Origin of the sequence: uncultured Microbacterium sp. (genome assembly GCF_963524805.1) — a bacterium.
GTDB lineage: Bacteria > Actinomycetota > Actinomycetes > Actinomycetales > Microbacteriaceae > Microbacterium.
This window is the reverse complement of the sequence record NZ_CAURGG010000002.1, coordinates 580,629-600,403: the sequence shown is the minus strand read 5'-3', so window position 1 is coordinate 600,403 and position 19,775 is coordinate 580,629. Positions and strand designations below refer to the sequence as shown.

Genomic DNA, 19,775 nt, shown 5'->3' with positions numbered 1-19,775 from the left:
GCGAGACTGGCGGCATGACGCTGCACATCACGGGCGACGACGCCGCCGACCGCCTGCTGACCGACGACCCGCTCGCCCTCCTGATCGGGATGCTGCTGGACCAGCAGGTCGCGATGGAGACCGCGTTCGCCGGTCCGTTGAAGATCGCGGAGCGGGTCGGTTCGGTGGATGCCGCCACCCTCGCCGCGTACGACCCGGAGTCCCTGGTGGCGGTGTTCACGCAGACGCCCGCCGTCCACCGGTTCCCGGGTTCGATGGCGGGCCGCGTGCAGGCTCTCTGCACGGTGATCGCGCAGGACTGGGGCGGGGACGCGTCGGCCATCTGGACGCAGGGCAATCCGGACGGCCCGACCGTGCTCAAGCGACTCAAGGCGCTGCCCGGCTTCGGCGAGCAGAAGGCGAAGATCTTCCTCGCGCTGCTGGGCAAGCAGTACGGGTACACCGGCGCGGGCTGGCGCGAAGCGGCCGGCGCCTACGGCGAGGAGGGCTCGTTCCGGTCGGTCGCGGACATCGTCTCGCCCGAGTCGCTCACGAAGGTGCGCGAGCACAAGCGCGCCGCGAAGGCCGCGGCCAAGGCGGTGTGAGCCCGGGCGTCTCCGGCGCGGCGGGTAGCGCGCGGGGCGGCTGAGTGGCGAGTTCGCACAATGCGACGGACTTCGGAGGATTCGCGAGGAATCCTCCGAAGTCCGCGCGTTTCTGCGAGGTTCGTGTGACGAAGAGATCGCACCCTGGGATCAGGCGACCGGAACCGGGGCGTTCTGGGCTGCGGTGGCGATGACGTCGGACACGACCTCCGCCTGCGAGATGAACAGCGCGTGACTGCCCGAGACGTTCGTGATCTGTGCTCCGGCGCGCGTCGCCATGTGCTGCAGCATCGCCTGGTCGAACGCGTTGTCCTCCGTCGCGATGACCGCCCAGCTGGGCTTGTCGTGCCAGGCGGCGTGCGACAGGGGCGCCGAGAACGCTGCCATGTTGACCGGAACCTGGGCGTCCCGCAGGAACGCGGCATCGGCGTCGCTGAGGTCATCGGCGAAGCCGATCTTGAACTTCTCGGCGTTCAGGAACCCGAAGCCGTCGTCTCCGATGTCGATCACGAACTCGGGCGTGGGCGCGAACCCCTCGTACTGCTGACCCGAGGACTCTCCACTGTCGGGCACGAGCGCCGACACGTAAACCAGTCCGGAAACGTTCGGGTGGTTGCCCGCCTCGGTGATGACCGTCCCTCCCCACGAGTGACCGACCAGGATCGCCGGGCCGCCGATGCGGTCGAGCACTCGCCGGGTCGCCGCCACGTCGTCCTCGAAAGACGTGAGCGGAATCTGAGCGATCGTCACCCGCAGGCCGCGAGAGGTGAGCGCCTCCCAGACTCGGCGCCACCCCGAGCCGTCCGCGAACGCCCCGTGCACCAGTACGACGTTCTGAATGGCGTCCGTTGTTCCCATGAGTTCATCCCTTCTTCGGTGCGTCCGCGGGACTTCCGAAGACGCGATGTGCAATATATTGCATACTCGAACCGTGCGAGGTCAAGAACTATTCCTGCGGCGACTGCCCGGACGGGCGCGGATGGCGCCGCCTGCAGAACTCCACAACGCGCGAAGGTCAAAGCCTTCCTCCGGGCCCACGGGGCCGAATCGCGACGAACACTGTGGAGTTCTGCAGCCCGTCAGGCCAAGACGCGCCCGCTGATCGCCAGCACCAGGCGGCGCGGCATGAAGCCCACGAACTTCGCGGTGACCGCGTTGCCCCGGCCCGAGACGACGCTCGGGGGCGTGTCTCGCCTGTCGAGTTCGCGGAAGGCGAGTGAGACGACCTGCTCCGGCGTCTGGAAACGGCCGACCGAGGCGTCCTCGGTGCCGACCACGTGGAAGAACTCCGTGCGCGTTGCCCCCGGGCTCACCGCGAGCACGCGCAGTCGCGACTCGCGGGTCTCGTAGGCCAGCGCCTCGGTGAAGCTCAGGACGAACGCCTTGGTGGCGCCGTAGACCGCCATGTTCGGGCAGGGCTGGTACGCGCCGGTGCTCGCGATGTTCACGAGCACTCCTCGCCCGTCGCGCACAAGCTCGGGCAGGAATTCGCGCGAGATGCCCACGAGCGCGGCCACGTTCAGCTGCACCATCTGTGCCGTGCGTGCAGCATCCGACTCGGCGAAGGCACCCCGCATGCCGAAGCCCGCGTTGTTCACGAGGCTCTGTATGACGATGCCGCGGTCCTCGAGTTCCCGGCGCAACTGGGCGGCGGCATCCGGTCGGGACAGATCGAGTGCGATCACCGTCGCCGTGACGCCGTGCGCGCGTTCGAGGCGCTCGGCGAGATCGCGCAAGCGGTCTTCGCGACGGGCGACGAGCACGACGTTCGCGCCTCGCGCGGCGAATCGGGTGGCGAACTCGGTGCCGAGGCCGGCGCTCGCGCCGGTGATGAGGGCGGTGGTGCCGCGGTAGTCCTTCGTCGCTGTCGTCATGCGACTGACTGTAGAGCCCGCCTACGCGCCGCGCAGGCGCTCGGCCAGGTAGGCGTGCAGCGTCTCGAGCGGGACGCGCTCCTGCGCCATGGTGTCGCGGTCGCGCACCGTCACGGCCCGGTCCTCGAGCGAGTCGAAGTCGATCGTGACGCAGAACGGCGTGCCGATCTCGTCCTGCCGGCGATATCGGCGTCCGATCGCTCCGGCGTCGTCGAAGTCGACGTTCCACTCGCCGCGGAGGTCCGCCGCCACTTCGCGGGCGATCGGCGACAGCTGCTCGTTGCGCGACAGCGGCAGCACCGCGACCTTGACCGGCGCCAGGCGCGGGTCGAGCTTGAGGACCGTGCGGGTGTCGGTGCCGCCCTTCGCGTTGGGCACCTCCTCCTCGCGGTATGCGTCGACGAGGAAGGCCATCATCGCGCGCGTCAAGCCGAACGAGGGCTCGATGACGTACGGCGTGTACCGCTCGCCGCTGGCCTGGTCGAAGTACGACAGGCTCTGGCCGGAAGCCTCCGAGTGGTTGGTCAGGTCGAAATCCGTGCGGTTGGCGACGCCCATGAGCTCGCCCCACTGCTTTCCGGCGAATCCGAACTCGTATTCGACGTCGATCGTGCCCGCCGAGTAGTGCGCGCGGTCCTCGACCGGCACCTCGTAGCGACGCAGGTGCGCCGGGTCGATGCCGAGATCGAGGAACCAGTTCCAGCACGCCTCGACCCAGTGCTCGAACCACTCCTGCGCGTCGGCGGGGGGCACGAAGAACTCGATCTCCATCTGCTCGAATTCGCGCGTGCGGAAGATGAAGTTTCCCGGCGTGATCTCGTTGCGGAACGCCTTGCCGACCTGGCCGATGCCGAACGGCGGTTTCTTGCGCGACGCGGTCAGCACGTTCGTGAAGTTGACGAAGATGCCCTGCGCGGTCTCGGGGCGCAGGAAGTGCAGGCCCGACTCGTCGTCGACGACGCCGAGGTAGGTCTTCACCAGGCCGGAGAACGCCTTGGGCTCGGTGTACTGCCCCTTCGTGCCGCAGTTGGGGCACGGAATGTCGGCGAGGCCGTTCTCGGCCGGCCGGCCCTTGCGCGCTTCGAAGTCCTCGATCAGGTTGTCGGCGCGGAAGCGCTTGTGGCAGTGCAGGCACTCCACCAGCGGGTCGGTGAAGGTGGCGACGTGACCCGACGCCTCCCACACGCGCTTGGGCAGGATCACCGAGGAGTCCAGGCCCACCATGTCGCCACGGCCCCGGACGAAGGTCTGCCACCACTGCCGGCGGATGTTCTCCTTGAGCTCCGTGCCGAGGGGGCCGTAGTCCCACGCCGAGCGGGATCCGCCGTAGATCTCGCCCGCCTGGAAGACGAACCCGCGGTGGCGGGCGAGGGCGATGACTTTGTCGAGGCGGGACTGCTCGGCCACGGTGGCTCCAATGGTCGGGTGAGGAGTGCGGAATTGCGCAGGGCACCCGGAGGGGTGCGGGGCGCTGCCTTGCGAACAAGAGTCGCCGGCATCCCTCGATTCTAGGCGAGCGGATGCCGCGCCCTCAGCCCCGCCGCAGCTTCGGTTCGGCCGGCTCACCCGGGGCCGAAGCCGCACCAGTCCGAGACCCAGCGCAGGATCGCGCCCCGCATCGCCTCGGGCGCGGCGACCTCGACCGCCCCCTGGGTGCCGTCGACCGCGACCTCGATGTTGAAGACCGTGCCGCGCTTGTCCTCCATCACCGCGTGCGGGTCGCAGCGCAGCGGCACGATCGGAACGGCGAGCTCGGTGGCGGCATCCGTCCCCGTCACGGTCATCGCGAGGGGGAAGGCGGTGGGCAGGTCGGCGAACTGCAACAGGTTCGTCGTCTGGATCTCGACGAGCTCGGCCGATTCGTCTCCGCCCGCCGGAGTGATCGCGAGCCGCAGTTCCGCGGGCAGCGGGGCGGCGCTCGGCGTGAACTGCGCCCACTCGAGCGTCGCGACCCGAGCGAGGTCGTGGCGCAGGCACTCCTTCTCGTGGATGAGCGTCGTGAAGCCGAGCGGATCGGCGACCTCCACTTCGGCGGTGCCGCCGCCCTCGAGCTCGAAGGCGACTCGACTCGTGCGGGAGGCGGCATCCGGCTCGTCCTCGCACGCGGACTCGGGCAGGGCGAAGCGCAGGTCGACGGTGCGGCCGGCGGCGACGGTGCTGGTGCGATCGCGGACGGCGTCGCCCGCGAACCAGTCGTCGCTGAAGGTCAGGCTCGTGATGACGAGGTCCTCGTCCGACCCGTTGATGACCCGCACCTGCGCCCCGCGCTCGGCGACGTCGGAGCGCAGCTGGAACAGCTCGACCTCCACGCCGGCGGGCAGCTGCTGCGGGCTTCCGGTGGCAGGCGCCGACGCCGGCGGCTGCGGGGAGCAGGCGGAGACCACGAGCACGAGCGCCGTCAGCGCGGTGACCGACGCCGAATTCAGGCTGAATCGGCGCACAGTCGGTCCGGATTCGCGAGAATCCGCGGCAGCGGCGCGCGGCGAGGTGCGGCGAGCCTGAATTCGGCATCGCGAGTCGCGCTGAGGAGACATGCGTGTGCCCGCCTAACGCCGGACGATCTCGCGCACGACGGTGAAGTCCTCGAGGGCGACCGGGTCGATCTCGACGCCGATGCCGTGGCCGGTCGGCACGCGGACGTGGCCCTCCTCGAGAACGGCCGGTTCGGTGACGATGTCCCGGGCGTAGAACCGGCTGGAGGCCGACACATCTCCCGGAAGGGTGAATCCGGGCAGGGCGGCCAGAGCGGCGTTCGCCGCGCGCCCGATCCCCGTCTCGAGCATGCCGCCGCACCAGACCGGGATGCCGGCATCCCGGCACAGGTCGTGTATCTCGACAGCCTCGAGATACCCGCCGACGCGGCCCGCCTTGATGTTGATGACGGATGCGGCACCCAGGGCGAGCGCGTCGACCGCAGCCTTGCGCGAGACGATCGACTCGTCGAGGCAGACCGGTGTGCGCAGCCGCCGGGCGAGGGTCGCGTGGTCGACGATGGCGTCCTCCTGCAGCGGCTGCTCGATCAGCAGCAGATCGAACCGGTCGAGCTCGGCGAGCGTGTCGGCGTCGGCGAGCGTGTAGGCGGAGTTCGCGTCGACCTGCAGGGGGATGCCGCCGAAGGCGTCGCGGACGGCGGCGGTCTCGGCGATGTCGCGGCCGGGCTTGATCTTGAGCTTGATGCGGACGTAGCCCTCGTCGAGGTATCCGCGGACGACCTCGACCAGCGCCGCCGGATCACGCTGGATGCCGACGCTCACCCCGCTCGGGACGCGATCGTGCACGGCGCCCAGGTACTCCCCCAGCGGCCGGCCTCCGGCGCGCAGCGCCGCATCGAGCACTGCCAGTTCGAGGCCGGCCTTGGCCATGCGGTGTCCGACGAAGGGGTGCAGCACCGCGGCGACCTGCTCGGGGGCGAGGGTGGAGCGCTCGAGTAGCGAAGGGATCAGGAAGCGCAGCGCGGCATCCCACGCGCCCTGCGTGTACTCGCTCGAGTACAGGGGCGAGGCGCCCGTCACGATCTCGCCCCACCCGTCGCCGTCCGCGGTGAGCGCGCGGACGATGATGACCTCGCGCACGGTCTCGGTGCCGAAGCTCGTGGTGAACGGCGCGACGAGCGGGATCTGCAGGACGCGCAACTCGAAGCCCTCGAGGGCCACGGCTGCCGCGGGACGGGCGATGGGCATGGGTTCAGGCTACGCCCGCGCCCGAGGGCGGTCAGTGCGCGAGGGCGACGCGCTCGGTGAGCGCGACGAAGGTCGTGCGCGCGCGGCGGGGGCGACCGGCGCCCGGAACGAGCCGGACGCGCTGGTGCCGATTGCGGCCGATACCGGTCATGAGCCTGTCGATGTGTGCCCGCATGGCGGCCTCCTCCTCATCGCGCCTTCGCGGCGCGGTATTCAGGAGGAGCGCGGGGCGCGAGGCCTGATACATCGACCGACGGCGCAGGATCGGTCAGCCGAGCTCGGCGAACGCCCGCACCGGGAAGGTTCCGAAGCCCTCGACCGCGGGCGGGGCGGCGGTGAACCGCGCGCCGCGGGGCGGCAGATCGCCCAGGTTCGTGAGGTGCTCGACGACGTGGATGCCGGCACCCAGCAGCAGCGAATGCGCGGGGCGTTCGCCACCGGACTCGGTGTCGTCGATGTTGACCGAGTCGATGCCCACCAGCACGGCGCCCGCGTCGATGAGCCACTGCGCGGCCTCGCCCGTGAGGAACGGGGCACCGACACCGTACTCGGGAGCGCCGAAGTGACGGTCCCATCCGGTGTGCAGGAGCACGGCTGCGCCTCGGACATCGCGATCTGCGAGCGTGTCGGGGCGGATGCCGCGGCCCTCGGCATCCGTCAGGTGGAACACCTCGGCGCGCAGGCCCACCATCGTCGCGAGGTCGAGCCCTGCGAGGTCGGGGCCGTCGGCGTACCGGTGGAACGGGCTGTCGAGGTAGGTGCCCGTGTTCCCGATCATCGTGATGATGTCCATCGCGAACTCGGTGCCCGGTGCGTACTTCCCGCGGGAGTCCGCGCGCGTGAGGTGTGGGGTGATCGTCGGAGCGGGCAGTCCGGGGTAGGTGACGAGCCCCGCACGGATGGGGTGGCTGAGATCGACCACCCGGCGCGCGCTCGGCGATGCGGCATCCACCCCGCGACTGCCGCGGTGCGGCTCCTCGACGATCCGCAGCCCGGCGAGCGAGACGGTGCCGACCAGGGTGAGCCCGAGGTGCGCGACCAGCAGCAGCTCGAGGTCGCGTTCGGTGATGTCGGCGGAGGGCACGTCGAGGCGGAAGGCCTCGCCGGTCAGGCCGCCGCCGTTGGCGAAGCGGATCTCGAAGTCGAACTGGGCGCGGTATTCGGGCATGCGGGTCAGCCTAGGGACGCGCCGGCGCGCGGGGCGCCGGGTGCGGCGCGAACGTCGGAGATTGGCGCGAAGTTCGGACGATTCGGCAGAAATCCTCCGACCTCCGCGCGATTCTCCGACCTTCGGACGCCGGGCTAGGGTCGCACGAACAGGTAGCCGCGCTCGTCGTCGAAGCCGCCGGCGACGAGTCCCTCGGCCAGGAGCCCCAGGAACTGCTCGCGCACGCGGACGCGCCAGGCAGCGGCATCCCCCGGCGCGTCGCGGCGCATCGTCTCGATGTCGCGGGGCACCGCCACCGAGGCGACCACGCGTTCGTCGGCAGGCGTCGGAGCGGGCGGCGCGGCGAGCGCCCAGCTGACCATGATCCGATCGGACTCGTCTCCGCGATTGACGCCGTCGTCCATCGGTCCGTAGTGGTCGACGAGGTACTCGGTGATGCGCGCTCCGAGGACGCGCAGGTTGAAGTGCGCATTGCGGGCCACGAGCGGGTCGAAGGTCCACGTGATGTGACCGACCTCGCGCGCGAACGCCCACTCGCGCTGGTGCTGCTTGAGCAGGCGGCCGAGGCCGCGGCTCTGCAGTCCCGGGACGACGCCGGTGATGTGCGAGTGCATCGATCGCGCCGCCGGGGGGCCGAAGAAGGCGACCGACGCTCCCACCATCCGCTCGCCCTCGTACAGGCCGACCACGTAGTTGCCGGAGTGCGCGAGCGCGCGCATGAGGCCCGGCGGCATGGTGTCGCGATCGCCCGACCAGACGCGGCGCAGCACGTCGGACGCTTCGTGGATCTGCGCGATCGTCTCGAGCGGGCGGATGTCGATGCGGGTCTCGTCCGAAGCCTCTGGCATGCCTCCACGCTACTCGCGCGGGGTCTGCGAGCGAGGCCGGGCGCGTGGGCTCCGGCGTCGGATCGCGGATAGCCTGAAGTGATGGCCACACGGGATGAGGACGCACGAAGACGGCTGTCCCGGATGCCGAGCCAGGGCGCCATCATCGCGGTTCTGGCGACCGCGGGCCTGTGTTCGTCGTTCATGTTCACCCTCATGGTGCCGATCCAGTCCAAGCTGCCGGAGCTGCTGGACGCGAGCCGCGAGGACACCGCGTGGGTGGTGACCTCCACCCTGCTCGCAGCGGCCGTGATCACGCCGATCTCGGGGCGTCTGGGCGACATGTACGGCAAGCGGCGCATCGTGCTGGTGCTGACCGCGGTGATGGTGCTGGGGTCGGTGATCGCGGCGCTCTCGCCGGGCATCATCGGCATCATCGTCGGCCGGACGCTCCAGGGCGCGATCGTGGGCGTGGTGCCGCTCGGCATCTCGATCATGCGCGACGTGCTGCACGAGGACCGCGTCGATTCGGCGATCGCCTTCATGAGCGCGACCCTCGGAGTCGGCGGCGCGCTCGGCCTGCCCATCAGCGCTCTCATCACGGAGCGCAGCGATTGGCACTTTCTCTTCTGGATGGCCGCCGGTCTCGGCGTCGTCGTCTTCGCGCTCGTGCTCTGGATCGTGCCGGTGAGCGTGCTGCGCACCGCCGGGCGGTTCGACTTCGTCGGGGCGACCGGGCTGGCGGTCGGCCTCATCGGCATCCTGCTGGCGATCTCCCGCGGCAACGAGTGGGGCTGGGGGTCGCCCATCGTGCTGGCCTGCGGCCTCGGCGGTTTGGCCGTGCTGCTGGTCTGGGGCTGGTACGAGCTGCGGATCGACGAGCCGCTCCTCGACCTGCGCGTCGCCGCGCGCCCGGCGGTGCTGCTGACCAACATCGCCTCGGTCGCGATGGGGTTCTCGCTCTTCGCGTCGAACGTCGTCTATCCGCAGCTGCTCGAGCTCCCCGTGGCGACCGGGGCGGGGTTCGGGCTGTCGCTGCTGGTCGCGAGCCTGATCGTGATGCCGTCCGGTCTGGTGATGATGGTGCTCTCCCCGATCGCCGGGCGCATCGCGTCCCGCACAGGCCCCAAGCTGCTGCTGCTGCTCGGGGCGATCTCGCTCATCGCCGCCTACGGGTTCACGCTGCTGTTCTCGTCCGAGGTCTGGCACATCCTGGTCGCCAACATCCTGATCGGCGCCGGCATCGGGTTCGGCTACGCATCGATGCCGATGCTGATCATGCGCTCGGTTCCGCAGAGCGAGACCGGCGCATCGAACGGCCTCAACGCCCTGTTCCGCTCGCTCGGCACCTCGACGGCCGCCGCGGTGATCGGGGCGGTGCTGGCGTCGTACGTCGTGGACTTCGAGGGTGTGCCGGTGCCCACCACGACCGGGTTCACGATCTCGCTGATCCTGGGCGGCGCGGCCGCGATCGTCGCTCTCGTCGTGGCGCTGTTCATCCCGGCCAAGCGGTCGCCGCAGGAGCGGCATCCGTCCCTGCGGGACTGAGTGGGGTCCAAGCCGCTGGCATGGTCGTCGCCGCGGCGCGCGTGCTCGGGGAGCGCATTGGACTTTGCGCTCACACATCACCTCGGGGAGCGCATTGAACTTCACGCTCACACATCACCTCGGGGAGCGCATTGAACTTCACGATCACACGGGATCAAGGCTTATGTGAGCGGGAAGTTCAATGCGCCTCCCGACGGACTCTTCGCGCCTGAGTCCTCTTCCCCAGCGGGGCGCCGGACCACCCGAACCTCAGCGCCGTCGGCGGTGCACGGACTGCGGCGTCAGGTACGCCGACAGGCCCTCGATGCCGTACTCCACCCCGAGGCCCGAATCGTGCCGCCCGCCGAAGGGCGCGAAGTGGTTCGACGCGAAGAAGTTGATGCCGATGGATCCGGTGTCCACCCGGCGCGCCACCCGCAGCGCGGCGTCCTCGTCGGCGCCGAACACGATGCCGCCGAGTCCGAAGCGCGTGCTGTTCGCGATCGCGACGGCGTCGTCGACGTCGCGGGCGCGTAGGAGCGTGACGACGGGCCCGAAGACCTCGTCCTGCGCAATCCGCATGTCGGGCGTCACATCGGCGAACACCGTGGGGGCGACGAAGCTGCCGGCCGTGAACGGTGGATCGACGTCGCCGCCGAGAACGGCGCGGGCTCCTTCGGCGACACCGGCGCGGATCAGGGCCCGCACACCGTCGCGCTGTGCGGTGGTCGCGACGGGTCCGAACACGGTGGCGGGGTCGAGCGGATCGCCGAGGGATGCCGCGCCCACGGTCGCCGCGACCATGGATACGAGCTCGTCGTAGCGCTCCGGTGTCGCGATCAGGCGCGTCGAGATGTAGCAGGTCTGACCGGTGTTGCGCAGGCAGCTGCGCACCAGCACGGCTGACATCGCATCGAGGTCGGCATCGGGCAGCACGATTGCCGCCGACTTGCCGCCGAGCTCGAGCGTGACCGGGCGCAGCAGCTCGCCGCAGGCGGCCGCGATCCGCCGGCCCACGGGGGTCGACCCGGTGAAGGCGACCTTGTCGACGTCGGGATGCCGCACAAGGGCGTCGCCGGTCGCCGCGCCGCCGGTCACGAGGTTGATCACTCCCGGCGGGATGCCGGCCTCATCTGCGGCATCGAGCAGGAAGCGCACTGAGAGGGGCGTCGGCGAGGCGGGCTTGATCACGACGGTGCAGCCGGCCAGCAGCGCGGGCGCGAGCTTGATGACGACGAGGTTGATCGGGAAGTTCCACGGCGCGATCAGCGCGCACACTCCGACCGGGTCGCGGGCGACGAGGGTCTCGTTCGCCCCGCCCGGGAAGGGCCGGATGTCGGGCTCCTCGAGGAAGCCCGAAAGTCCCGCGAAGACGCGGAGGATGGATGCCGCATTCCCGGCCGCCCCGGAGGTCTCGGCGATCGGCGAACCGTTCTCGAGCGTGTTCGTCAGGGCGAGGGCGTCGGCGCGACGCTCGATCGCATCGGCCATGCGTCGCAGCGCCTCGGCACGCTCGGCCGGAGGACGCGAGGCCCAGCCGCCGAAGGCCGCGCGGGCCGCTCGGACGGCGGCATCCACTTCTGCGGGCGAGCCCTCGGGCACGCAGCCCCACTGCTCGCCGGTCGCCGGGTCGGTGACCGGCAGCGGTGCGCCGGTGGATCGGACCTCCTCGCCGCCGATGCGGAGGGTCGTCACCTCGGCATAGGGCACCCCGGTCACGGCCGCACGGTGCCGCTCCCGCATCCGTTCGACCGGGTCGGCATGGACCGTCGTGCTCACGAGAGCTGCTCCGTCTTGAGCAGGACCTCGGATCGGGCGAGCTCCGTCTGGGCCATCTGCACCGCGGCGTCGGTGAGCAGCTCCGGCACGATCTCGGATCGCAGCCGACGGCAGTACTCCGCGGGGGTGAGACCGAACCAGCCCGACGCGAGCGCGATGCCTGCCGGAGTGAAGCGCCAGAGGCGGTCCGCATCCCTCACGAGGCTGTCTTCGAGCGAGAGCGACTCGGGGCGGGTGTCGTGCCCGTCGATGATGTCGGTCACCCGCCGCACGAAGTTCTCGTCGTAGCCCAGCGGAGGGAGCACTTCGCGTGCGATGTCGCACCCGTGACGCTCGTGCTCGTAGCGCACGTCGGCCCGGCGCCAGTCTCCGGTGAATCCCTCGCTGAGGATGCGGGTCTCATCCACGCGCGCCCAGCCCGTGTCGTGCAGCAGGATCGCGACGCGCACGACGAGCGCATCGGCATCCGGATATGCGTCGCAGAGGCGCTCGGCGAAGGCGAACGAGATCGGCAGGTGGATGTCGTTCGCGCGCGTGCGCGATTCGGCGACGATCGCCCGCCAGATGGCGTCGAGGTCGCCGTCTCGCTCCTCGGCGTGGATGGGCGAGAGGTCGACGGGATGCGTGGTCTGGACGGTCATGGCCTCACCTCAGGATGCGACGGCCACGGGGGCGTCGACGACGGACAGCTTCAGCGGCACGCTCGTGTCAGCGGCGGCGAGCGGCGGGATGGTCTTGCCCTTGCTCAGGGCCTGCTTGATCGCGAGGAACTCTGCGGGCTGGTTGACGCAGTCCGCGGCGATCAGACGCCCGTCGCGGTAGTACAGCACCGCGAAGCGCTCGGCCGAGGAGTCGCCCCGCACCACGACGGAGTCGAAGCCCGCCGACAGGCCGGCGATCTGCAGCTTGAGGTCGGCCTGGTCGGACCAGAACCAGGGCACCGTCGCGTAGGAGGCGTCGCGCCCCAGCAGTGTCGCCGCGGCGATCTTCGCCTGCTCAAGGGCGTTGTTCACGCTTTCGATGCGCACCATGCCCCCCATGCCGCCGGGGTAGGGGTTCGGCATGATGGCGCAGTCCCCCGCTGCGACCGTGCGGCCATCGGAGGCGCGGCAGGCCGCGTCCAGGACGATGCCTCCGGCGACGTCGAGGCCGAGCTGGACGGCGAGCTCGACACGGGGAAGGACGCCGATGCCGATCACCACCAGGTCGGCCGGGATCACCCGGCCGTCCTCCAGCTCGACCCCGGTGACCGATCCGCGGCGCCCGGCGGCCGATGCGTCCTCCCCGAGGATGCGGGCGATGCGGGCGCCGAGCAGCACGTCCGTGCCGCGACGCCGGTGGGCGGCGAGGTAGAAGTCGCTGGTCGGCTCTGCGACGGCGCGACCGATCAGCCGGCCGGTCCCCTCGACGATCGTGACCTGCTTGCCGAGCTGCCGGGCCGCCGACGCCGCCTCCAGGCCGATGAAGCCGCCGCCGATCACGACGACGCGCTGGGCACCGGGTTCGGCGAGCGCCGGGCCGAGCGAGATCGCGTCGTCGGCATCGCGCAGGTAGTGCACGCCCCGGTAGTCGGTGCCGGGAAGGGTGAGCCGACGCACCGACGCTCCGGTCGTGAGAGCCAGGCGGGTGAAGGGGAGCTGCCGCCCGCCGAGCGTGTGCGCGACGCCCGTGCCGCCCGGTTCGCGGTGGATGGTGACGACCCGGTCGCCGGCGATCAGCGCGATGTCGCGATCCTCGAACCACTGTCGCGTGCGGAGCACGACGTCGTCGGGCTCCAGCTCTCCCTTGAGCCATCCCTTCGACAGCGGCGGCCGCTGGTAGGGCCGGTGGTCCTCTTCACCGATCATCACGATCGGATCGGTGTCGCCGAGCTCGCGCAGCGTCGCGGCGAGCTGGACCCCTGCCTGGCAGGCTCCGACGATGAGGGTGGTTTCGCTCATCAGAGCTGCTCCCTCGGCGTCGTGACGTGGTACGCGCACCCGTCCTGCAGCTTGATCTGGCAGGACAGGCGGGAGTTCTCCCGGCGGTCGACGGCTGTGCCGTCCAGCATCTCGTCCTCGAGGTCACCGGGAGCGCCGACCAGGTCCTGGGTGTCGTCGGCGACGAAGACGTGGCACGTGGCGCACGAGAGACTGCCGCCGCACTCACCGACGATGCCGGGGACGCCGTTGCGCACCGCGGTCTCCATGACCGAGTCGCCGGGGCGCCCGTCGATCGTCGTGACGATGCCGTCGTCGGCGGTGTAGACGACTGTGCTCATTGCTGCTCCTTTGCAGAGAGGTCGAAGATTCAGAGGAACTGCCGGCCGCCGTCGACGACCAATGTCTGACCGGTCACGAACGCGGCGTCGGGGCTCGCGAGGAACAGCACGGCGCCGACGATGTCATCGGGGTGGATGGGGCGCTTGATCGAGCCGCGGTCGATGCCGTAGGATTCCGCATCCGCGATCAGGCCGTGGCTGGCCTCGGTGAGCGTGAAGCCCGGTGCGACGGCGTTGACGGTGATGCCCCGCTCGCCGAGCTCCTTGGCCAGCACGCGTGTCAAGCCGATCACCCCTGCCTTGCTCGCGACGTAGTGCGCCCATTGCGCCGACCCGCTCATGACGGTCGCCGATGAGATGTTCACGATGCGCGCGCTCTCGTTCATGTGCGGCGAGCATGCGCGCGCGACGAGCCACGGGCCCTTCAGGTTCACCGCCATCACGCGGTCCCACTCCGTCTCCTCGATCTCCTCGAACGGGGAGCGGGTGAGCGTCGCATAGATCGCCGCGTTGTTGATGACGACGTCGATGCCGCCGGAGCCGGATGCGGCCACCCGGGCCGCGAGGGCGGCCGTGGACGCGGCATCCGTGACGTCGACGCCGGTCCCGATCACCGTGAACCCCTCCGTGGAGAGCTCGGATGCCGTGCGTTCGGCGCCCGCACGGTCGATGTCGGCGATCACCACGACGTCGCCGCGGTGCGCGAAGGCCTCCGCGAAGGCTCGTCCGAGTCCGCCCGCCGCGCCCGTCACGAGGACGGTGCGCGGGCTCATCGTGGTGTCGCCGCTCATCGGTTCGCCTCAGTCCAGAACCGTGACGGTGCCGGAGTTGCCGTCGACGCGCAGCAGCTGACCGGTGCGGATCTCGGACGATGCCGTGCCGGTGCCGGTGACGGCCGGCATCCCGTATTCACGGCAGACGATCGCCGCGTGGCTCATCATGCCGCCGATGTCGGTGACGGTCGCGCGGATCTTGCCGAAGATCGGTCCCCACGACGGCGCGGTGACGGGGGCGACGAGGATCTCGCCCTCCTGCACGTCGGCGAGCTGGTCGGCGCTCGAGATGACACGGGCGGGTCCCTCGGCGATGCCGGGCGAGGCCGCCATGCCCTTGAGAGTCCCCTCGGGCACGTCGCCCTTGCCCAGCCAGTTCTGGATCTGATCGTCGGTGATGCCCCAGAGCATGAGGGTGAACGGCTCGGTGATCACCGCGGGCGGGGTGTTCAGCGCCGGCTGCGGACGCGCGGTCGACAGGGCGTCGACGATGCCGCGGCGGCGGTCGACCTCGGCCGGCCAGTAGTCGGGGCCGATCGCCGGCGCGCCGACCATCCAGGCGTTGACGTAGTCGAACAGGGTCTCGCGCACCTCGTCGCGGCGCAGGTAGAACATGTCGTTGGCGCCGTTCCAGAAGCCCTGATCGGCGAGCACCTTCGACAGCTGCCGGGCCTTGCGCCAGAACACGCCCATCGTCCAGTGCTCGATGTAGAAGTTGTGGTTCTCGACGTAGGGATAGACGGTCCGGGCGAGACCCAGCTTGCCGTGGAAGGTCTCGAGAACGTCGCCACTCAGCAGCTCGGCGTACTCGCCCGTGATCCGGTCGCGCTCGGCGACGAGCGCATCGACGTGACGGTCGATGTCGGCGCCGTTCTGCAGCCGCTCGATGTAGCCCTTGATGAAGGCGAGCGGTGTCTCGGGCACATCGCGCCAGTACTCGTCGTGCGCGTAGAAGCCGTTGCCGGTGGTGAAGTTGAACCACGGGTCCTGCGCGTCGGCCCAGGTCTGTGACCACTCCGCTCCGGCGGGGTCCGCGGCGATCGCGGCGAGGAGGGCTGCGGCATCCGAGGTGTCGGCGAAGTGCGCCACGAGGTCGTCGCGGACGGCGATCTTGGCGAGCTTCTTGAGCTCGTCGTCGGGGCGGAACAGCTCCATGTCGACGCCCTGCACCATCGTGGCGATCGCCTGGTCGGGGATGCGCGGGAAGACCTCTTTGCAGAACATGAAGAGGTCCAGGTACGCGACGTAGCCGAGGTTGAGGAACTCGAAGTGGTACTGCCACGCGCGGTAGGCGAGGGCGATGAGCCGGTCGTAGTCGCCGAGCAGCTCGGTGGCCGGCCCTGTGCCCTTGCCGCTGAGCACGTCATCGATGTCGATCGCGTCGGGCAGGGCCGTGAACTCGATCGACTCGAGCTCGTCGATGGTCGCTGTGAGCTTCGTGTGCCAATTGGCCAGGAGGCTTTCCCAGTTCTGGAAGTAGTGCCCCGCGCGCTGCATGAACTGCGGCACCCGCGCCTCGACGTGCTGGGGGTCGACCGCCACCGGAGACATGAAGACGTACCCGTTGTGGATGCGGTACTCGATGCCGTTCGCGGTCGGAATCAGCAGCTGCCGCGAGTTGTACTGACCGAGGCAGCCGACCGCGAACTCGAATCCGATCGTCTCGAAGGGCTTCGTGACCGTCGGCCAGTGCTGGCTGTCGCAGAACCAGAACTTCGCCTCCTCGGTCGCGCGGCGGTTGTCCTGGAAGACCAGGTTGTACGCGTAGAGGTCCTTCCACCCCTCGGCGCCGGCGGGAGCCGGCTGCTCGTAGGGGCTGGGGAAGGAGTTCTTCACCGGTGCGATGACAGCTGTCGCCTGTGACATTGTCGGGTCCTTTCGGGAGTGCGGGTTCGGGTTGCTGGTTCAGGAGTGCGTGCGGGTGTCCCACGGTGGGACGCTGTCACGGGGAGCCGTGGTCATCGCCCGATCTGGGCCATCAGCGACTGGGTGATGCTGGCGATGCCGAAGCCGGAGGTGCTCGGCGCTGTCTCGCTGGCCTTGGATGCCCAGACCGTCTCCGGGCGCGACTGCAGGAGCAGCAGGTTCTCGCCTTCGGGAAGGCCCCTGTCGATCGCCCACTCGATGTCCTGCGGGGTTCCGAAGTGCTTTTCGGCGCGCTTGGCCATCGCGGCGACGAGGGTGACCTCTGCGTCGGTGAGGCAGCGGACGCTGCGCCGTTCGGGCTCGACGTCGTGCTCTCGGATGCCGCGGGCATCGGCATCCGGAACGAGCTCGATGTGCTTGTCGCCGACGTGCTCGGCAGAGATCGTCAGCATCACCTTGTCGATGTGCAAATTGTCGGGGGTCACCAGCCCCGAGACCACGAGTTCGCCCAGGCCCCAGGCCGCGTCGATCACGATCGTGGAGCGGTCGCCGTTGGACGGATCGATCGTCATCGCGACGCCCGCGGTCTTCGCGTCGACCATCTTCTGGACGGCGACGGCCATCGACAGCCCCTCATTGGGAATGCCGGCCCGCAGGCGGTAGACGATGGCACGCGAGGTGTACAGCGACGCCCAGCAGCGGCGGACGTGCTCGGCGACCTCGTCGCGGCCGACGAGCCAGAGATACGTGTCCTGCTGACCGGCGAAGCTCGCGTCGGGGAGGTCCTCGGCGGTCGCCGACGAGCGCACGGCTACGGGCGTCTCCGATGTGAAGCGCGACTGCAGCTCGGCGTAGGCGGCGGAGAACTCGTCGTGGATCGCGGGCGGCACCGGGCGCTTCAGGATCTCGTCGCGGATCTGCGCCGAGACCGCGTCGACGCTCGCGACGTCGTCCGGGTCGATCGAGTCCAGCAGCGCGTGGATGTCCTCCGCGATCCCCGAGCTCTCGATGAACGCGGTGTACGCGTCCGTCGTGATCGCGAAACCGGGGGGCACCGGCATCCCGGCCGTGGTGAGCGCCACCAGCGACGCGCACTTGCCGCCGAGGAGCTCGATCGGCGCGGGGCCGGTCTCGTCGAAGAAGCGGATGAACAGGCGCTCTGCGCGCGTCGGCTCTGTCATGTCAGGCCTCCCAGGTCACGGGAACGGATGTGGGCGCGCGGAACGAGAGGTTCTCGCCGAAGGCGATCGGCGTTCCGGTCAGGCGCAGGCTCGGCACCGCCGCGGCGCTCTCTTCGAGCACGATGCGATCCTGCAGCTTGGCGAGCATGTTGCCGAGGCAGTAGTGGATGCCGTAGCCGAACGAAAGGTGGTTACGGGCGTCGGTGCGGTCGATGTCGAACTGGTCGGGGTGGGCGAACACCTCGTCGTCGCGGTTGGCCGAGCCCATCACGAGCAGGATGCCGGCACCCTCGGGGATGGCGACTCCGCCGATCGCGGTGTCGCGCAGGGCCTTGCGCCGCCACGCCACGATCGAGCCGCTGTAGCGCAGCACCTCGTCGATCGCCGACGGGATGCGGGTGGGATCGGCGACGATCGCCTCCCACGCTTCGCGGTGACCGAGCAGAACCCGCACTGAATTCGCGATGAGCGTGGTGGTGGTCTCGTGGCCCGCGAACAGCAGGCTGTAACAGAGCGAGGCGATCTCGTGATCGGTGATCTCGGCCCCGGCGCCCTGCGCCTCGACGAGGTCGGCGATCAGGCTGTCGCCGCCGTCGCGGTGGGCCTGGACGACCAGACGCTCGCACTCCTGCCAGTACTCCACGAGGTTGTGGGCGTGCGGGATCTGCTGGTCGTCGCTCAGGTCGCCCCACGTCATCGCTCCGCGCGAGTCGGACCAGCGCTTGTACATGGGCACCATCGCGGAGTCGACGCCGAGGAGGGTGAGGATCGTGACGGTGGGGATGTCGAAGGCGATGTCGTGAAGGAAGTCGCCCTGGCGGTCGGGGCTTTCGAGCATCTTCTCGAGGGCAGCGCGGGTGTTCTCGCGGATGGTCGGCTCGAGTGCCTTGAAGCGGCGGGGCGTGAAGGCCCGCTGCGCGATCGCGCGGATGCGGCTGTGATCGGGCGGGATGCGGGCGGACAGGCCGGAGTAGGCGGTGAAGCCGCCCTCTTTCATGATCCGGGATGCCTCAGGACCTCGCTCACGGATCGGAGCCTGCGCGTTCTCGCTCGAGAACGTCTCCCAGTCCTCGAAGACGGCGCGCACATCTGCCCAGCGCGTGACGACCCACAGGCCGATGCGCTCGTCGTACATCACCGGTTCCTCGGCGCGAAGGCGCTCGTATGCCGGGAAGGGGTCGTTCATGTCGAAAGGCTCGTAGCCGTGGTGCGCTGCGTCGCCGCTGAATTCTGCATGGTCGACGGGGCAGACGGCGGATCGCGTTCCCGCGTCTGTCGCCGGGTCGTTCAGGTCGGTGCGTGATGCTGCCATGACGACTCCTTCGTTGTCTGGGCTGAGGCGTGGGCGCCGTCCGGAGGCGGCAGTCACATCTAACGTCCGCGCTTGGCGCCGGCGCCAACGACCTTCCGCTGAGTGGAAGCGAGTTCCTCGGCCCGGCGCCCCCGGGCGGGGCGCAGGGTGCGCAGCGGGAACGGACCGACGCTGTTCTCGATTCGGTGAGCGATGCCGCGGAGCGCGGGCAGATGGCGCTCGAGTCCGTCGGCGGTGTCGGCCGAGGCGACCAGCCCCAACGCCGCGCCGATGCTGCCGTCGTGCTGGAAGATGGGGACGGCGATCGACGCGGACCCGAGACGCACCTCATCGGCGGTGAGCGCATACCCGCGGGCTCTGATGACATCGAGCTCGATGCGCAGCGCGACGGGGTCGACGTGCGTCTTGGGTGTGCGGCTTTCCAGCGGCTGGGCGAGGACGGCCTCGCGCAGCCAGGACTCCTCGTGGGCGAGCAGCACCTTGCCGACCGCGGTCGCGTGCAGCGGGAGCCGCCCCCCCACCCGCGACGCCTGAGGCACCCGACGCGAACCGTAGACGCGGTCGATGTAGAGGGCCTCGGTGTGCTCGCGCACCGCGATGTGCACGGTCTCGTGCGTGAGGCTGTACAGGTCCTGCAGGAGGGGCCGGGCGATGTCACGCACCTGTCGGCCGGCGTGCTGCCCGAGTTCCCAGAGGCGCAGGCCGATCTGGTAGCGGCCGTTGTCGTCGCGCTGCAGGGCGCCCCATTCCTCGAGCTCCGCGAGCAGCCTGTGGGTCGTGCTCAGGGCGAGGCCGGTCTCCTGGCTGATCTCGGTGAGGCTGCGCGGCGAGAGGCTCTTCTCGAACACCGCGAGGATCGACAGCACCCGTCCCGCGACGGACTGCCCCGGACTGCTCACTCTCCCGGCCACGACGCTCCTCACTCGGATGCATCCTCGCTTCCG

General features: G+C 70.0%; 19 protein-coding genes. 2 read left to right on the top strand and 17 right to left on the bottom strand.

Annotated features, from left to right (window positions below):
* Window positions 1-14: 14 nt before the first annotated feature.
* Window positions 15-584: an HhH-GPD-type base excision DNA repair protein gene (locus RWQ91_RS07335; RefSeq protein ID WP_314504190.1), complete on the top strand. Its 570-nt coding sequence runs from the start codon at window positions 15-17 to the stop codon at window positions 582-584.
* A 150-nt stretch (window positions 585-734) separates the two neighbouring features.
* Here the strand turns inward: RWQ91_RS07335 and RWQ91_RS07330 are convergent, their stop codons facing one another.
* The 8 genes from RWQ91_RS07330 to RWQ91_RS07295 form a co-directional block, all read right to left on the bottom strand.
* Window positions 735-1,442 carry an alpha/beta hydrolase gene (locus RWQ91_RS07330; protein ID WP_314504187.1) on the bottom strand — a complete coding sequence of 236 codons (708 nt, stop codon included), beginning with the start codon at window positions 1,440-1,442 and terminating at the stop codon, window positions 735-737.
* Window positions 1,443-1,663: 221 nt separating this feature from the next.
* Window positions 1,664-2,458: an SDR family oxidoreductase gene (locus tag RWQ91_RS07325; RefSeq protein WP_314504184.1), complete on the bottom strand. Its 795-nt coding sequence runs from the start codon at window positions 2,456-2,458 to the stop codon at window positions 1,664-1,666.
* 21 nt (window positions 2,459-2,479) lie between these two features.
* Window positions 2,480-3,865, bottom strand: a complete 1,386-nt coding sequence (locus tag RWQ91_RS07320) for a glycine--tRNA ligase (protein ID WP_314504181.1) — start codon at window positions 3,863-3,865, stop codon at window positions 2,480-2,482.
* A 155-nt stretch (window positions 3,866-4,020) separates the two neighbouring features.
* Window positions 4,021-4,899, bottom strand: coding sequence for a hypothetical protein (locus RWQ91_RS07315; RefSeq protein ID WP_314504179.1), 879 nt, complete (start codon window positions 4,897-4,899; stop codon window positions 4,021-4,023).
* 105 nt (window positions 4,900-5,004) lie between these two features.
* Complete coding sequence (menC, locus tag RWQ91_RS07310) at window positions 5,005-6,138, bottom strand: o-succinylbenzoate synthase (RefSeq protein WP_314504177.1); 1,134 nt, start codon at window positions 6,136-6,138, stop codon at window positions 5,005-5,007.
* Between the two features lie 31 nt (window positions 6,139-6,169).
* Window positions 6,170-6,313 (bottom strand): hypothetical protein, encoded by a 144-nt coding sequence (locus RWQ91_RS07305; protein ID WP_314504174.1) that lies wholly within the window; start codon window positions 6,311-6,313, stop codon window positions 6,170-6,172.
* A gap of 93 nt (window positions 6,314-6,406) precedes the next feature.
* Window positions 6,407-7,306 carry a cyclase family protein gene (locus tag RWQ91_RS07300; protein ID WP_314504171.1) on the bottom strand — a complete coding sequence of 300 codons (900 nt, stop codon included), beginning with the start codon at window positions 7,304-7,306 and terminating at the stop codon, window positions 6,407-6,409.
* A 134-nt stretch (window positions 7,307-7,440) separates the two neighbouring features.
* On the bottom strand, window positions 7,441-8,154 hold the full coding sequence (locus RWQ91_RS07295) for a GNAT family N-acetyltransferase (protein WP_314504169.1): 714 nt from the start codon (window positions 8,152-8,154) through the stop codon (window positions 7,441-7,443).
* Between the two features lie 123 nt (window positions 8,155-8,277).
* Here RWQ91_RS07295 and RWQ91_RS07290 point away from each other — a divergent pair, with 123 nt between their 5' ends.
* Window positions 8,278-9,681 carry an MFS transporter gene (locus RWQ91_RS07290; RefSeq protein WP_314504363.1) on the top strand — a complete coding sequence of 468 codons (1,404 nt, stop codon included), beginning with the start codon at window positions 8,278-8,280 and terminating at the stop codon, window positions 9,679-9,681.
* Window positions 9,682-9,930: 249 nt separating this feature from the next.
* On the opposite strand, the gene RWQ91_RS07285 is transcribed toward RWQ91_RS07290, so the two are convergent.
* The 9 genes from RWQ91_RS07285 to RWQ91_RS07245 form a co-directional block, all read right to left on the bottom strand.
* On the bottom strand, window positions 9,931-11,439 hold the full coding sequence (locus tag RWQ91_RS07285) for an aldehyde dehydrogenase family protein (RefSeq protein WP_314504167.1): 1,509 nt from the start codon (window positions 11,437-11,439) through the stop codon (window positions 9,931-9,933).
* On the bottom strand, window positions 11,436-12,080 hold the full coding sequence (locus RWQ91_RS07280) for an HD domain-containing protein (protein WP_314504164.1): 645 nt from the start codon (window positions 12,078-12,080) through the stop codon (window positions 11,436-11,438). The genes RWQ91_RS07285 and RWQ91_RS07280 overlap by 4 nt, the downstream gene beginning before the upstream one ends.
* Window positions 12,081-12,089: 9 nt before the next feature.
* Window positions 12,090-13,379 (bottom strand): FAD-dependent oxidoreductase, encoded by a 1,290-nt coding sequence (locus tag RWQ91_RS07275; protein WP_314504162.1) that lies wholly within the window; start codon window positions 13,377-13,379, stop codon window positions 12,090-12,092.
* Entirely contained in the window at window positions 13,379-13,699 is a 321-nt protein-coding gene (locus tag RWQ91_RS07270) for a 2Fe-2S iron-sulfur cluster-binding protein (protein WP_314504160.1), read from the bottom strand. Before RWQ91_RS07270 ends, RWQ91_RS07275 begins: the two co-directional genes overlap by 1 nt.
* Window positions 13,700-13,728: 29 nt before the next feature.
* A complete protein-coding gene (locus RWQ91_RS07265) occupies window positions 13,729-14,490 on the bottom strand; it encodes an SDR family NAD(P)-dependent oxidoreductase (protein WP_314504159.1) in 762 nt (253 codons plus the stop codon).
* 9 nt (window positions 14,491-14,499) lie between these two features.
* Window positions 14,500-16,338 carry a PEP-utilizing enzyme gene (locus tag RWQ91_RS07260; RefSeq protein ID WP_314504157.1) on the bottom strand — a complete coding sequence of 613 codons (1,839 nt, stop codon included), beginning with the start codon at window positions 16,336-16,338 and terminating at the stop codon, window positions 14,500-14,502.
* 92 nt (window positions 16,339-16,430) lie between these two features.
* A complete protein-coding gene (locus tag RWQ91_RS07255; protein WP_314504155.1) occupies window positions 16,431-17,519 on the bottom strand; it encodes a PEP/pyruvate-binding domain-containing protein in 1,089 nt (362 codons plus the stop codon).
* A 1-nt stretch (window position 17,520) separates the two neighbouring features.
* Window positions 17,521-18,831 carry a cytochrome P450 gene (locus RWQ91_RS07250; RefSeq protein ID WP_314504153.1) on the bottom strand — a complete coding sequence of 437 codons (1,311 nt, stop codon included), beginning with the start codon at window positions 18,829-18,831 and terminating at the stop codon, window positions 17,521-17,523.
* Between the two features lie 59 nt (window positions 18,832-18,890).
* A complete protein-coding gene (locus RWQ91_RS07245) occupies window positions 18,891-19,754 on the bottom strand; it encodes an IclR family transcriptional regulator (protein WP_314504150.1) in 864 nt (287 codons plus the stop codon).
* Between the last annotated feature and the right edge of the window lie 21 nt (window positions 19,755-19,775).